The sequence below is a fragment of the Grimontia celer genome (assembly GCF_900055185.1).
Lineage (GTDB): Bacteria > Pseudomonadota > Gammaproteobacteria > Enterobacterales > Vibrionaceae > Enterovibrio > Enterovibrio celer.
In genome coordinates this window covers 774,746-789,103 of sequence record NZ_FIZX01000001.1, presented here as the reverse complement: position 1 = coordinate 789,103, position 14,358 = coordinate 774,746, and the positions used below count along the sequence as shown (strand labels likewise).

The window sequence follows — 14,358 nt, the reverse complement described above, 5'->3', positions numbered from 1 at the left end:
GACACGACTGCCAATTATATTGACGTTTTGCTGGTATCGGCTCGATAAAATAAGTTCAGTTCCTATCGGCGATGACAAAGCCAATCGCAATCATCAGAATTTTTGAACAGTTCCGTAGAAAACATTGGCATTATTCAATCCGATAAACCTGATAGAATCTCATCGTCTTTCATTTGGGTTCGCGTCAACCAGCTCCGGAAAGTACCTAATAATCAATTCTTTCCGTACTGAATTTCTGCTATTGAGCGCAACCATCCTACTCCGGAAGGATTCATGATCTATAAATTGTTCGAACGCGTTACGCTGGCCTTTCCGCCAAAGCAACCTGAACAGCCACCCAATGGCCTACTCGCATTTTGCCGTCACTACACCAAAGGTTTTGAACGACCGCTAATCACCATGGCGGTGCTCACTGCATTTATCGCCATTGCGGAAGTTTCTCTTTTTGGCTTTATGGGGCAGCTGGTTGACTGGCTGACTAATCAAGATAAAACCACCTTTCTGGCCGACGAAGGGAATACTCTGATTGGGATAGGGCTGCTTATCCTGATTGGTATGCCCATACTTGTCGCTGTGCATTCTTTGGTATTGCACCAGTCGCTACTCGGTAACTACCCCATGTCCATTCGCTGGATGGCACACCGTTACCTGCTAAAGCAGAGCATCGGCTTCTATCAGAATGACTTCGCAGGTCGTATTGCCACCAAAGTCATGCAGACTGCCCTATCGATTCGAGAAACCGTGATGAAGCTGCTGGATGTGGCGGTATATATTGCCGTCTACTTTATCTCCATGCTGTTTATCGTGGGCCAGGCAGATATCCGACTGATGCTGCCGATGCTGGTTTGGTTGACGGCTTACATTGGTATTCAAATTTACTTTGTCCCTAAGTTGAAAGCGGTTTCCACCGAGCAAGCAGACGCGCGCTCGTTGATGACAGGCCGCATCGTCGACAGCTACACCAACATCGCCACGGTCAAACTGTTCTCACACACAGATCGAGAAACTCAACACGCCGAAGAAGGCATGGGCGTGTTTATGGACACCGTCTATCGCCAGATGCGTTTAGCCACTGGCTTCAATATCTCGGTTGAGATCGCCAACTATGCCCTGTTGTTCTCTATCAGTGCTATGTCTATCTGGCTCTGGCTGGACTCCGCCATCACCGTTGGCGCGATTGCTATTGCCGTCAGCCTTGCACTGCGTATCAACAGCATGTCGAAGTGGATAATGTGGGAAATCGGTTCGTTGTTTGAAAACATTGGTACCGTGGTCGACGGCATGGCGACGCTTTCTAAACCTGTCGAAGTGTTGGACAAGCCAAACGCACCTGCATTGGAAGTACCTCAAGGTGCCATTAACTTCACCGATGTTCGCTTCCACTATGGTGAAGGTAAGGGCGTGATTGAAAAGCTGAACCTCAACATCAAGCCGGGCGAAAAAGTCGGCCTGGTTGGTCGTTCAGGTGCGGGTAAATCAACCTTAGTGAACCTTCTGATGCGTTTTCACGATGTGGAAGGCGGTGAAATCCGTATTGATGGACAGAACATTTCTGCCGTTACGCAGGACTCTTTGCGCGCCAATATCGGCATGGTGACGCAGGACACTTCCCTGCTGCACCGTTCTATCCGCGAAAACATCCTATATGGCGATCCGGATGCAAGCGAAGAAGCCATGCTCGCTGCCGCAAGAAAAGCGCAGGCTCACGACTTTATCGAGACCCTGAGCGACCCGCATGGAAACCGTGGTTACGATTCACAGGTAGGCGAACGCGGCGTGAAGCTGTCTGGCGGTCAACGTCAGCGCGTGGCAATCTCCCGTGTACTACTAAAAGACGCACCTATTCTTATCCTTGACGAAGCCACGTCCGCACTGGACTCAGAGGTAGAATCAGCGATTCAGGAAAGTCTCTATCAATTGATGGAAGGTAAAACGGTGATTGCTATTGCACACCGACTATCCACCATCGCTGCGATGGACAGACTCATCGTTCTCGATCAGGGCGAAATCGTTGAGCAAGGCACCCACCAAGAGTTGATTTCGAGCGGCGGCATCTATGCCCAACTCTGGCAGCATCAAACTGGCGGTTTTATCGGAGACTAATCCGATAAAAAATAAACGGGATAACAAAGGACGCTTCGGCGTCCTTTTTTGTCTCAGTTGTCTTTCAAAATCGCAAAGTTAGGAAAGCTCTCCTACCCTTGTATTGAATCATTGTAGGGGATGAGATTTATGTTCAACGTGAAAACCACCATAAAAACAACTCTTCTGGCCACCGCAGTTCTCGGCCTCACCGCTTGTTCTGATTACGACCCTGTTGCCGAAAGTGATTGCGGCAAAGTCGTTAGCCATGCACAAAAAGTACTGGGCGCTTTGGCTCCATCAGCCGGTGAGCTGATGAGTCAGTGTAAAGCTGCTTCTGACAGTGCACGCGGCTGTGTAATGGCTGCAACGAAAAAAGGCCAGCTTGCGCAGTGCCTATAACCGAATAAATTGTCGTATACTGGCGCCCGTTTTTTAACGGGAGCCATGTATGCAACGTTCCACCCTTATCGGCCTGAAAGTCGGCCTGCTCGCCCTTCTTCTTTTTATTGGTATGCTCGGCATGAGCACTAATTCGCCCGCAACAGAATGGCTCAGAGAAGCATTTCTGGGAATCAGTTTTGCCTTCGCCTTCGGCCTGGGTGCGCCGGAAGTATTGGCTTACGTGCTGGCGACAATCGTATTTATTGCGGTTTTCTGCGTGGGGTACTTCTTAGGGAAGAAAGCTTCTGGCAAGCTGGACAGTTAAAGCCGAGCTCAGGCCATAGGATATTTGTAACAGTCCGTAACCCCAGAAATGGCCAAATTCGTCGTGATAAGCCACGATTTTCGGCCATTGCAGCCAACCTGTAGATGGCATGGAAACCCCGCTGGCCCTGTGTCTCAGTAAGTTTGCAGGGGATAATCAAACTATTCACTAGACTATTTCCACATCGCGGAAATATACTGCGCTTCCTGTTATTACTGTAGGAATACTTTGTGGACCCCAACTCTAGTCGATTGTGTCAAACCTTACTGGCTTCTTGTCATCAAGGGAGGACACAGCAATGATTGAGACCCTCCTTACCCTTCTGTTCGGCATTCTATTTATCTTGGCTATTATCGCAGCAAACGGCTACTTCGTTGCCCAAGAGTTTGCGTACATGGCCGTGGACAGAGCAAAGCTCGCAACCCTTGCTGCCACGGGCGATGAAGCTGCAAAACGCGCGCTCAAAGTGACCAAGCGTACCAGCTTTATGCTTTCCGGTGCCCAACTTGGCATTACGGTAACTGGTCTGGTTCTTGGCTTCGTTGCGGAACCTCTGGTCGGTCAGTCTCTGGGTGTATTACTACAAGGCTTTGGGTTATCGCTAGAGGCGGGTATCGCACTCGGTACCGTCATCACCCTTGGCGTCGCTATGGTCGTTCAAATGATCATGGGTGAGCTATATCCGAAGAACCTCGCGATCGCCAATGCAGAACCAATGTCCCTGATGATGTCCCGTTCGACCCTGATTTATATGTCAGTCTTCGGCTTTTTCATCAGCTTCTTCGACAAATCTGCAAACCTGCTGCTTCGTGCGGTTCGCATTGAACCTGTGCACGATCTCGACGTAAGCGCATCGGAAGAAGACTTGCACCACATCATCGCTAACTCGCGTGAAACCGGTGATATTCCTGTCGAACTGTCACTGATGATGGACCGTATTCTGGATTTCCCAGAACGCGATGTAGAACATGCCATGGTGCCTCGTTCACAAGTCGACTGGGTGGAGCCGGAAACCACATTGACTGAGCTGGTGTCTCTGATGGCACAAGCACATACCCGTTACCCTGTGGTGAACGATGACGATGCGCCTGTGGGTGTGGTTCATCTTCCTGATGTGTTGGCACGTATTGATGCTGGCCACGCTAACGACACCGTAGAATCAGTGATGCGCCCTGCTACCGTGCTGCCAACGCTAATGAGTCTGCCAGACGCTCTGGATCAGCTAGAGAAATCAACCAACCATCTGGCATGTGTGATCGATGAATACGGCGGCTTTGCCGGCGTATTGACGATTGAAGATCTGGCGATGGAAATCGTAGGTGAAATCACCGACGAACACGACGCCGACGCGGCTGATGCTGTTGTGCCGCAAAGCGACAACGTATGGCTGATGGAAGGTGACGTTCACATCGATGAAGTAGAGCGTGCGATTGGCTACGACCTGCCGAAAGACGATGTAGAAACCATCGCCGGTATGTTGATTGCTGAACGTGGTGCCCTTCCGGCTGAAGGCGAGACAGTCATTATCGAGCTGCCAGTCGACCCATCCGAATTTGCTTCTGGCGAGCTGTTCAAGCGCCATCTTGAGGTTGAAGTGTTGCGTATTGAGCGACACGTTCCAACAGAGGTGCGCGTCAAGCTTGTAGAGAATCCAGTTGAGGAGGGTGAAGAATGATGACTGATCCGTTGATTGTCACTCTGGTGACCACTGCCCTCATCGTATTGAGTGGCTTCTTCGTTATCATCGAATTTGCGTTGATGGGTGCACGCCGCCACCGCCTGGAAGAAATGGCAGTGGAAAGTGCATCTGCACGTGCTGCACTGCGCGGTATGAATGACCTGACACTGATGCTAGCCGGTGCTCAGTTGGGTATTACCTTCTGTACCTTTGCGTTGGGTGCAGTCACCAAGCCAGCGGTTGACTATTGGATGAGCCCAGTGTTTGCCTCGATGGGTCTGCCGGATTGGGCAGCAGGTGGTGCATCATTTGGTTTTGCGCTGTTTGTCGTGACCTTCCTTCACCTTGTGGTAGGTGAAATGGCACCGAAGTCTTGGTCGATTGCGCATCCAGAAAAATCAGCATTGGCGATTGGTCTGGTAGCACGCGCTTACGTGTGGCCCCTGCGTCCGCTACTGAACTGGATCAACAGCATCGCAAACCGACTGGTTAAAGCTTCTGGTGTTGAGCCCGTAGAAAGCGCTGCTGTCGGTGGACAAGACATTGATACCATCCGTCAACTCGTTGAACACTCGGGTAAAGTGGGTACGTTGCAACCGAGCATTCAAAAGCAACTTTCTGGCCTGATTGACCTGAGTTCAATCCCGGTTGAAACGCTGGTGACAGAAGGTCAGGTCATGGCCCATGTCGACAAGCGCGCGACTGTTGCGGAAGTACGCAAGGTGTCGATGGAATCTGGACACATGCGTATTCTGGTATTCGGAAACCGTGGCCTCAAACCGCTTGTGGTTCATGTGCGTGATACTCTGCTGGAACCCGCTGACCGCCCTGCACGTGAAATCGCACGCAAGGCGCATGTACTTGACGCAAATACGCCGGTATACGAAGCGCTGGCGCGTATGCGTGAAGCAAGTGTGCAGATTGCTGTTGTGAGCAAAGGCGACAAGATGATTGGCGTGGTCACGCTGGCAGATATTCTGAAGCGTGTGCTGCCAACATCAGCAACGAGCTAATCGGTTAACCGTAAACACTATAAACGCCACCCTTGGGTGGCGTTTTGCTTTCTATCTATGGCTTCTATTCGCTCACTGCTTGCCAGCATAGTCAGCAATAAACCGTGGTAGTCTTTCAGCTAGAAAATCCATCAGTACCCGTATTTTCTGGTTGTGCTGAACATCCCGGTGACACGTGAGATAAACCGGTACAGATGGAATGGTGAAACCGCAATCTATGTGGGTGAGGCTACGTAGATTGGCGACGTAATCATGGGTAAAGATAATCCCTCCCCCATTGACCGCAACCTCAACCATCAACGCCATATTGTCCGTTCGAAAGTGAAGATCATCGTTCTTAATCGGCCAACCTAACGCAGTGGCACCATCTTCCAATTGTTTATCCCGGTCAAACCCCAAAATTCTATGTTTAATCAACGCCTCTGGCGTTGACGGGATTCCCCGCAAATCCAGATAAATGTCACTCGCATAAGCGCCAATACCAATATCGAGCAAATGACGCATGACCAGATCTTGTTGGTGAGGACGAAACATTCGAACCGCAACGTCAGCATCGCGCTTATCAAGGTTCGATGCTTGGTTCGTGACGACGACCTGTACTTGCAGATCAGGATATTGATTCAAGAACGCTGGCAGCAAAGCAGGCAAACAATACTGGGCAATCATTTCATTCACAGAGAGTCGCACCGAGCCGCTCAACGTTAAATCCTGTCCATGCGCTAATCGCTGCAATCTATCTGCCGACGCTGCCATATTCTGGCTTTCTTCCAACAAGGTTTTGCCAAAGTCGGTCAAGGTCAGTCCATGTGTGCTTCGGTCAAACAACTTTCGCCCCAACTGGGTTTCTAATGCTAACAACTGCCGACTCAACGTTGGTTGTGAGCTCCCCAGTTTCTCTGCCGCTTGATTCAAGCTTCCACAATCAGCAATAGCCAAAAACTGATACCATGAACGCCAATCGATATTCATATATGAATAGCCACCTTTCTTTTTTGTTTGTTCATTATTCTTTTTCAAATAGTAAGCTGCACAGCATCTTTTGTAAATTCAGTCGGTAGTCAAAAACCCGCAAGGCGAATAATTGATTAGTGACAATGAGATAGTGGGGCTTTATGCAAAACAATCAAAGAGTGATCATCAACCAACACGGCGCACCAAAAGTACTGGAGACACTGACAGAAACGATGCCAACACCACAAGCCAATGAGGTTAGAGTCAAAGTGCTCGCAGCAGGTGTGGGCTATGCAGATATCATGGCGCAACGGGGAGGCTATCCGCTCGCGCCCAAAACACCATTTACGCCCGGGTATGATTTTGCAGGAATCGTCGATGAGGTCGGAGAAGGTGTGACCGGATTTAAAAAAGGCGACCATGTAACGGCGCTGAATCCCTTCTTCGGATGCTATTCAGAGTTTCTGTGTATCGACTCCCAATATCTCGTGAAGTATCCCAAGCATCTAAGCCCAGCAGAAGTGTGCAGCCTTTGTCTGAACTACCTGACGGCCTATTGCATTCTCTTTCAAAAAGCCGACATTCAGCCAGGACAAACGCTTCTGGTTCACTCCGGTGCGGGCGGTGTTGGATCAGCACTGATTCAATTGGCAACCGCGGCAGGTGCACGGGTGCTTTCTACCGCTTCCAAGTCGAAGCATGATCTGGTTCGAACACTCGGCGCCACTCCGGTTGATTATCAAGCTGAGGATTTCGTTCGGGTGGTGAAGTCTCAGTTTCCCAAGGGTATTGATGCGGCCTTTGATGCTTTTGGGGGAAGCCATCTCAATCGTACCTGTCGCGTGGTTAAACGCGGAGGAACGATAGTCAGCTATGGGTTCTCAGGTGGGAAGTTTGGCGGCTTGCTGCCAATGATATTGGGCATCGCACAGGTTGGTTTTATCAACTTGATGCCCAACGGCAAACAGGTTTACTTCTGCGCCCTGCCCCAAGAAGTTCGGAAGAACGTAAGCTGGTACAGAGAAGCCTTAACCTCACTGATTAATAAGCTGGAAGTTGGTGAATTGCGCCCTATCGTCGCCGAACAGGTGCCGTTGAGTGAAGCCTACCGAGCACATGAATTGATAGAAAACCGCATCGTCAGCGGAAAGGTTGTCTTGGTTTGCGAATAACCGGGCAAACCGCAGAGTGCAAGAACGCCACCTTCTAGGTGGCGTTTTCTATGGCATTAAATCAGAACCGCCCGTTGAGTCGCTTAGGCCGCGCTCAACACCTTCTGCTGGTGGGCAAGATACTCTTCGTATGTACCTTGGAAGTAATCCAGCTTCTTGTCTTTGATTTCGATAATCGCCGTCGCCAGTGATGACACGAACTCGCGGTCGTGGCTGACGAAAATCAGCGTTCCCGGATACACTTTCAGCGCGCTGTTCAGCGCTTCAATTGCTTCCATATCCATGTGGTTGGTTGGCTCATCCATCACCAGCACGTTGATGTCTTGCATCATCAGCTTGCCGAAGATCAGACGGTTCTTCTCACCACCCGAACAGTTTCTGGCTTTCTTGTTCACGTCATCTTCGGTAAACAGCAAACGCCCAAGAATCGCACGCACAATTAGGTCGTTATGCTTCGCGGTACGCCATTGAGAAATCCACTCAAAGATGGTCATGTCATTGTCGAAGTCAGCAGTACAATCCTGCGGACAGTAACCGACAGACGCATTCTCCGCCCACTTCACCACACCTTGGGTTTGCTCAAGCTCGTTCACCAAGCAGCGCAGCAACGTGGTTTTACCCACACCGTTCTCACCGATAACCGCAAGGCGCGAGCCTGCTTCCAGCAGCAGATTACCGTTTTCAAACAACATCTCGCCGTTATAGCCATGACCCACTTGTTGCAGCTCAAGCGCCTGACGGTGCAGTTTCTTGCCTTCACCAAAATCAATCGACGGACTGATACGGCTGGAGGTTTTCACTTCATCCAGTTTGATTTTGTCCATGCGTTTCGCGCGTGAACTCGCCAGTTTCGCTTTAGAAGCGTTGGCACCAAAGCGGTTCACAAACTCTTGGAGCTCGCTAATTTCGGCCGCCTTCTTGGCGTTACTCGCCAGCAATTGCTCGCGTTGCAAACCAGACGCTTCCAAGAAGTAGTCATAATTACCCGGATAGATGCGCAGCTCACCGTAATCAATGTCTGCCATATGGGTACAGACGGTGTTCAGGAAGTGACGGTCGTGCGAGATAATAATCATGGTGCACTTACGCTGGCTTAACTCTTCCGCCAACCAACCGATGGTATGGATATCCAGGTTGTTCGTCGGTTCGTCAAGCAACAGAATATCTGGGTTCGCAAACAGCGCCTGAGCCAGCAGCACACGCAGCTTCCAACCCGGCGCTACTTGCTGCATCAGGCCAAAGTGCAGGTGTTCTTCGATACCTGCTTTAATCAGGATATCGCCCGCGCGGCTTTCTGCTGTGTAGCCGTCCATTTCCGCGAACTCGACTTCAAGCTCCGCGACTTTCATGCCATCTTCTTCACTCATTTCCGGCAAAGAATAAATGCGGTCACGCTCTTGCTTCACTTCCCATAGTTTCTTGTCACCCATGATGACCACATCAATCACGTTAAAGTTTTCAAACGCAAACTGATCCTGACTCAACACACCCAACTTCAATCCCGGCGCGATCGACACGTTACCTGAGCTAGGTGCCAGTGCGCCGCTCAAGATCTTCATAAAGGTCGATTTGCCACAGCCATTCGCGCCAATCAGGCCATAACGGTTACCGTTAGCGAACTTTGCTGAGATGTTTTCAAACAACGGCTCCGCGCCAAATTGCATGGTGATGTTAGCGGTTGAAATCAATGAAGTATTCCTAGATGAATGATGTGAAGCGTTCTGAGCGCCGCTTTATGTGGCACGAACAAACAGGCGGCGAATTATACAGACTAAATTGGGATTGAACAGATGGGAGATAGTGAACAAAGGTAATGATGCTTGGTAACAACACATTAAAGGGGCTTTGTCTCAGAGGTGATAAATACAAAAAATAGACCTTAACATAATCAATCATTACGGGAGGTTTACATTAATTTACCGATGAATCGTTACTATGCGTAGGTCAATAAAACTAGACATTCACGTTCGTTTCTTTCTTTTGACTAGACTTAACCGACCTATCTTATTACTAATTATGGACTTTTACTGAATGGCGACTAAAAGGATTGCAACTGTTACCCTTCCATCTCTTATTCTAATTGCTGCAGGATGTTCTCCTTCATCGGATATTACCCAATCGTCCTCCAGCATTAGCGATTACCATGGCTCTGCAAGCATTACTCAAGGTCGTGCAACAACCATCGAGCCAAATCTGTTTGAGTGTAAAAACGGACGAAGCCGAGTGGCTGGTGTTGGAGAGATCGCAGACTCTGAGGGGAAAATTTGGACTGTCCCTGCCAAAAACCATTTTACAACTGCCACGAAGGCAGTCGACCTGTATGAGGAGTGCGCCAATATCACTCCTCAAGGTCTCGCCGACGTTGATGAGACCAATATACCTACCGCAGTCATCGATGAAGACGCCGAAGTCATCACGGGTTATATCTTTGCGGACAATTATTTTGAGCTTTACATCAACGGAAAACTCATCGCTACAGACACCGTACCATTTACTCCATTCAACGCTAGCATCGTCAAGTTTAAAGTGAATAAACCTTATACGATTGCAGTGAAAGTCGTCGATTGGGAAGAAAACTTAGGTTTGGGAACTGAGAACAACCGTGGAAAGGGTTTTCACCCGGGAGACGGTGGTTTTATCGCAAGCTTTAGTGATGGCACTGTAACAGGCCAGGACTGGCAAGCGCAAACATACTACACCTCACCAATTTATGACCTTTCCTGTTTGAGCGAAATCGATGGCAAGCGTTTGTCTGAATCATGCACGACGGAAGGTACTGATGCAGGCGAAGATGCTTACGCCGCACACTGGGAAACCCCAAGTACCTGGATGAAGCAAAATTTTGATTCAACTTCTTGGCCTCAAGCAACGTTATATTCGGAAGATGAAATCGGAGTAAAGAACAAAAAGGCTTACATGAACTTTATCGAGAAGTTCAGTGGCGCAGGAGCCAGTTTTATTTGGTCAACGAATGTTGTGTTGGATAACGAAGTTCTACTGAGATACCAAGTCAAATAGTGCTTTGATTAGGTTTAGGATCTGTTGACCTTTGGTGATGCCTTCAGCTGCAGTTTATGGGGCCACTATGTATAGAGGGTGATAGTTTCTACCAAGTTTGAAAAGCAATGAGGTCTTGCCCAAAGACTTTCAAATAAAAACGCCACCTCTCGGTGGCGTTTCACTTCTTCAATCAACCCATCAAAGCTTCGGCAATGTCGACCAAATGGCGGCCAGCATGTCACTACCGAAGGCGGCACTGCGATCTGGTGACCAGCCGTAAATTTCGTCTGGCTGATCGTTGTGGTCTTTAAAAGGCATTTCAACGGTGTAAGACAGACACTTGAATTGCTCTGCCACCCAGTTAGAACCGACAGTCAGGTTAGCTGTGCCCGGTGCACTTTTGGGATAGCCGTGCTCGTCCTGAAACTCTGGAGTGATGGTCAGCAGCGCTTGCTTGAAGTGGGCTTCCAGCGCAGCGAATTCTTCATCGTAGGAAGGAATACCCTCACTACCCGCCACAAAGTTGTACGGAATGGCTTCGTCGCCGTGTATATCCAGGAACATATCTACGCCTGTTTCCAGCATGCGTTCGCGCACGTAGAAAACCTCTGGGCTTCGCTCTACCGTCGGCGTTTGCCATTCGCGGTTAAGGTTGGCGCCGACCGCATTGTGACGAAGATGACCACGGATGCTGCCATCCGGGTTCATGTTAGGCACAACACGGATAACTGCATTATCAATCAGCGCTTTGCCGACGGTGTCGGTTTCATCCAACAGGCGCATCAGTAAGCCTTCGATAAACCACTCGGCCATGGTTTCGCCCGGGTGTTGGCGGCCAATCACCCAAATGTTCTTCTTACCTTCGGCTGGTTCACCAATGGTCAACAGGCTGATGTCGTTGCCATCAATGGTTGCACCCAGCGTTTCCAGTTTGCAGGCGTAGTGGGTTTGCGCTTCATGCAGCAGGTCTTGATGACGCTCGTAAGAGTAAGGCGCGAAATAGGCAAAATACATTGAGCTTGCTTCAGGTATCACCGAGAAACGCAGGTTGTCGCCATCAAACTCTGAAGGAATACGGAACCACTCATTGCGGTCATAAGAGGCAACTACATCGTAATCCTGCCAACCTTCTGGGTAAGCAGATTTAGCAAGGTTTAGCAGCGTGAACTGGTGCAGTTCCTGCGACTCACTTTCCAAACGGAAGTGGAACCATTGCGCGGTTTCAGTGTTGTTGTCGGCTGGGATTGAAAGCTGAATATTGGCTGGTGAGTCAGCGGAAACCACCAGAATGTTGCCGCTGTCAAAGTTGCTGAAGATTTTCATTGTTGATCGTCTTTCTTATCGGAATTTGGGAGTCACATTAGCATAGTTCCCGGTTCGCGAAAGCAAGTATACCCAAACAACCTGAAGATGCAGGATTCAGCGAGTTTGACTGGCGTTGTGATCCCGGCGTTCCTTTGCAGGTGTAGCCATCTCCATCAAAAAGGAACAACAAAGAGCACGACGTCAGTCAACTCGCCCGGAGGGAGGCCATCAATGCGCCCAGTTCTTTGTTAAATACCACGGAAATAGAATGACTATTCCTCGCGGAATTTGCCTCGAATTGAACGTATTGATGACCTCTGAATGCGAGCATCTTCAGGTCGTTTGGGTATAAAACTGTATGAAATGATGAATAGCTCGGTTGGTTGGCTCAGTTGACTAAAAGTCGTCCAAGCTTGTCTTTCCCTGTTAAATGAAGCGTAAATTTGATTGCAACTTTTTTGACCATTGCCTCTTTTTTGAACCTGCATTACACTCGCGTTCCTTTTTCGTTAGTTGTTTATTTTTTGCCTGTCGTTTCTCATCACCATGCACACCAAATCACAAAATCTGTTGCCTTGGCTCCGAGTGTTTCTGATCGCCCTGAGCGCCTTTATTTTTAATACCACCGAGTTTGTCCCTGTCGGCATGTTGGCCAACCTTGGCGAAAGCTTTGGTATGCGCCCTGCTGAGGTCGGGCCAATGCTGACGATTTACGCCTGGATTGTGGCGCTGGCTTCTTTGCCAGTGATGTTGCTGCTTGCCAATTTTGAGCGTCGCCGCTTAATGCTAGGCGTATTCGCGTTGTTTGTTGCCAGCCATGCCGTTTCTGCCATGGCAAGCAGCTATAACATGTTGTTGGTTTCCCGTGTTGGTATCGCGTTTGCGCACTCAGTCTTCTGGTCGATCAGTGTCGCGATGGCGGTAAGAATGGCACCAAAAGGCAAAGGCGCGGTAGCAATCAGTCTGTTGGGAACAGGTACAGTGTTAGCCATGGTGATGGGCGTTCCATTAGGTCGCGTTGTTGGTGAGTGGTTTGGCTGGCGCACGACTTTCGGCGGCATTGGTGTGATTTCTGGCATGCTGATGTTGGCGCTTTGGCGCTGGCTGCCGACGCTGCCGGTTTCCAACTCCGGTAACTTATCCAGCCTGCCTGAGATTGCACGTAATAAGCCGCTACTGAGCCTGTACCTGCTGACGGCGATTATCGTCACTGCTCATTTTACCGCTTACACCTATCTTGAACCGCTGATTCAGCAGGTTTGGAATATGAGTGCGGATGTCACCACCTGGGCGCTGATGACTTACGGCGCTGCGGGTATTGTTGGCAGCTTATTGTTCAGCCGGCTTCAGCCTCGTCATCCAAACACCCTGCTGATTCTGGGTTTTGGTTTGCTGGCGCTCTGCCTTTCTATGCTATCGAGATCTGGCGTTGGCATATTCCAGCTTTTCCAAGGTGTGGCACTTTGGGGCGCGGTGATGATGACAGTCGCCCTCGCCTTGCAAACACGCGCGCTGGAATATGGCTCGAAAGCAACCGATATCACCATGGCTATTTACTCCGGCATTTTTAATGTGGGGATTGGCGGCGGCGCGCTGCTGGGGAGTCAGGTTGTGCTTCACTATGGCGCGGCGAAAAACGGCCTTGTTGCTCTTGCTGTGATCAGCTTTGGCCTACTGCCACTCTGGTATTTGGTACGGAAGAATAGAACAGACGACACGGAGCCGGAGTTGGTTCAAGTGCCATCTCAATAGCCAGAGCTCAAAGCCGCTGACGGAATCAGCGGCTTTTATCTATCGGCAATCAAAACGTCAAAACAATTCATTTCCCAACTTCGAAATCCGGTGATATCTTCCGTCGCCGACAAAAATTCAGTCGCGCTAACAGACACTTTAGAACGAGAAATAGTATGCAAAACGCTATTCGATTGCGCGCCCTTGAGCAAACCGATCTTCGCTTTATCCACCAGCTAAACAACAACCGCTCTATCATGTCATATTGGTTCGAAGAACCTTATGAGTCTTACTATGAGCTGGAAGATCTGTTCAGAAAGCACATTCACGACAGTACTGAGCGTCGTTTTATCGCAGAGAACGAGCAGAAGCAGGCAGTTGGCCTTGTGGAACTGGTGGAAATCAACTCGATTCACCGCAATGCAGAGTTCCAGATTATTATCGCGCCAGATTTTCAAGGTTGCGGCTACGCGAAGACGCTAATCAACAAGGCCCTGAACTACGCCTTTACGATTCTGAACCTGCACAAGGTTTATCTGAATGTGGCAGTGAACAACGAAAAGGCGATTCACTTGTACAATAAGTGTGGCTTCGTTGAGGAAGGTCATCTGGTGAAGGAAATCTTCGTGAACGGTGAGTACTGCGACATTAAACGCATGTACATTCTTCAGGATGACTACTTGGCAAAGCGAAACGCTTAACCGCAGATTGCTAAAG

The 14,358-nt window shown here is 49.5% G+C and carries 12 protein-coding genes; 9 read left to right on the top strand and 3 right to left on the bottom strand.

Annotated features, from left to right (window positions below; all coding sequences use genetic code 11):
* Positions 1–273: 273 nt before the first annotated feature.
* The 5 genes from GCE9029_RS03565 to GCE9029_RS03545 all read left to right on the top strand — a co-directional run bounded on the left by GCE9029_RS03565 (position 274) and on the right by GCE9029_RS03545 (position 5,482).
* Positions 274–2,103: an ABC transporter ATP-binding protein gene (locus tag GCE9029_RS03565; protein WP_062661059.1), complete on the top strand. Its 1,830-nt coding sequence runs from the start codon at positions 274–276 to the stop codon at positions 2,101–2,103.
* Between the two features lie 129 nt (positions 2,104–2,232).
* Positions 2,233–2,484, top strand: coding sequence for a hypothetical protein (locus GCE9029_RS03560; RefSeq protein ID WP_062661058.1), 252 nt, complete (start codon positions 2,233–2,235; stop codon positions 2,482–2,484).
* Between the two features lie 49 nt (positions 2,485–2,533).
* Positions 2,534–2,791, top strand: a complete 258-nt coding sequence (locus tag GCE9029_RS03555) for a hypothetical protein (RefSeq protein ID WP_062661057.1) — start codon at positions 2,534–2,536, stop codon at positions 2,789–2,791.
* Between the two features lie 298 nt (positions 2,792–3,089).
* Positions 3,090–4,466, top strand: coding sequence for a hemolysin family protein (locus GCE9029_RS03550; protein ID WP_062661056.1), 1,377 nt, complete (start codon positions 3,090–3,092; stop codon positions 4,464–4,466).
* Positions 4,466–5,482, top strand: coding sequence for a CNNM domain-containing protein (locus GCE9029_RS03545; RefSeq protein WP_062663107.1), 1,017 nt, complete (start codon positions 4,466–4,468; stop codon positions 5,480–5,482). Before GCE9029_RS03550 ends, GCE9029_RS03545 begins: the two co-directional genes overlap by 1 nt.
* Before the next feature lie 72 nt (positions 5,483–5,554).
* On the opposite strand, the gene GCE9029_RS03540 is transcribed toward GCE9029_RS03545, so the two are convergent.
* On the bottom strand, positions 5,555–6,451 hold the full coding sequence (locus tag GCE9029_RS03540; protein ID WP_062661055.1) for a LysR family transcriptional regulator: 897 nt from the start codon (positions 6,449–6,451) through the stop codon (positions 5,555–5,557).
* A 143-nt stretch (positions 6,452–6,594) separates the two neighbouring features.
* Here GCE9029_RS03540 and GCE9029_RS03535 point away from each other — a divergent pair, with 143 nt between their 5' ends.
* Positions 6,595–7,605: a medium chain dehydrogenase/reductase family protein gene (locus GCE9029_RS03535; protein WP_062661054.1), complete on the top strand. Its 1,011-nt coding sequence runs from the start codon at positions 6,595–6,597 to the stop codon at positions 7,603–7,605.
* 83 nt (positions 7,606–7,688) lie between these two features.
* Here GCE9029_RS03535 and GCE9029_RS03530 read toward each other — a convergent pair whose 3' ends face one another.
* Positions 7,689–9,293 carry an ABC-F family ATPase gene (locus GCE9029_RS03530; protein ID WP_082804263.1) on the bottom strand — a complete coding sequence of 535 codons (1,605 nt, stop codon included), beginning with the start codon at positions 9,291–9,293 and terminating at the stop codon, positions 7,689–7,691.
* Between the two features lie 343 nt (positions 9,294–9,636).
* Here GCE9029_RS03530 and GCE9029_RS03525 point away from each other — a divergent pair, with 343 nt between their 5' ends.
* Positions 9,637–10,623, top strand: a complete 987-nt coding sequence (locus GCE9029_RS03525; protein WP_062661053.1) for a hypothetical protein — start codon at positions 9,637–9,639, stop codon at positions 10,621–10,623.
* Between the two features lie 180 nt (positions 10,624–10,803).
* Here the strand turns inward: GCE9029_RS03525 and GCE9029_RS03520 are convergent, their stop codons facing one another.
* On the bottom strand, positions 10,804–11,928 hold the full coding sequence (locus GCE9029_RS03520; RefSeq protein ID WP_062661052.1) for a M14 family metallopeptidase: 1,125 nt from the start codon (positions 11,926–11,928) through the stop codon (positions 10,804–10,806).
* Between the two features lie 528 nt (positions 11,929–12,456).
* Here GCE9029_RS03520 and GCE9029_RS03515 point away from each other — a divergent pair.
* Both GCE9029_RS03515 and speG read left to right on the top strand, forming a co-directional pair.
* Positions 12,457–13,662 carry a sugar transporter gene (locus tag GCE9029_RS03515; protein ID WP_062663105.1) on the top strand — a complete coding sequence of 402 codons (1,206 nt, stop codon included), beginning with the start codon at positions 12,457–12,459 and terminating at the stop codon, positions 13,660–13,662.
* Positions 13,663–13,817: 155 nt separating this feature from the next.
* Positions 13,818–14,342, top strand: a complete 525-nt coding sequence (gene speG, locus GCE9029_RS03510) for a spermidine N1-acetyltransferase (RefSeq protein WP_002539068.1) — start codon at positions 13,818–13,820, stop codon at positions 14,340–14,342.
* Positions 14,343–14,358 lie beyond the last annotated feature (16 nt).

Excerpts from the sequence above, each read along its gene's own strand:
- GCE9029_RS03565 (WP_062661059.1), top strand. The coding sequence starts at position 274 with ATGATCTATAAATTGTTCGAACGCGTTACGCTGGCCTTTCCGCCAAAG.
- GCE9029_RS03560 (WP_062661058.1), top strand. The coding sequence starts at position 2,233 with ATGTTCAACGTGAAAACCACCATAAAAACAACTCTTCTGGCCACCGCA.
- GCE9029_RS03555 (WP_062661057.1), top strand. The coding sequence starts at position 2,534 with ATGCAACGTTCCACCCTTATCGGCCTGAAAGTCGGCCTGCTCGCCCTT.
- GCE9029_RS03550 (WP_062661056.1), top strand. The coding sequence starts at position 3,090 with ATGATTGAGACCCTCCTTACCCTTCTGTTCGGCATTCTATTTATCTTG.
- GCE9029_RS03545 (WP_062663107.1), top strand. The coding sequence starts at position 4,466 with ATGACTGATCCGTTGATTGTCACTCTGGTGACCACTGCCCTCATCGTA.
- GCE9029_RS03540 (WP_062661055.1), bottom strand. The coding sequence starts at position 6,451 with ATGAATATCGATTGGCGTTCATGGTATCAGTTTTTGGCTATTGCTGAT.
- GCE9029_RS03535 (WP_062661054.1), top strand. The coding sequence starts at position 6,595 with ATGCAAAACAATCAAAGAGTGATCATCAACCAACACGGCGCACCAAAA.
- GCE9029_RS03525 (WP_062661053.1), top strand. The coding sequence starts at position 9,637 with ATGGCGACTAAAAGGATTGCAACTGTTACCCTTCCATCTCTTATTCTA.
- GCE9029_RS03520 (WP_062661052.1), bottom strand. The coding sequence starts at position 11,928 with ATGAAAATCTTCAGCAACTTTGACAGCGGCAACATTCTGGTGGTTTCC.
- GCE9029_RS03515 (WP_062663105.1), top strand. The coding sequence starts at position 12,457 with ATGCACACCAAATCACAAAATCTGTTGCCTTGGCTCCGAGTGTTTCTG.
- speG (WP_002539068.1), top strand. The coding sequence starts at position 13,818 with ATGCAAAACGCTATTCGATTGCGCGCCCTTGAGCAAACCGATCTTCGC.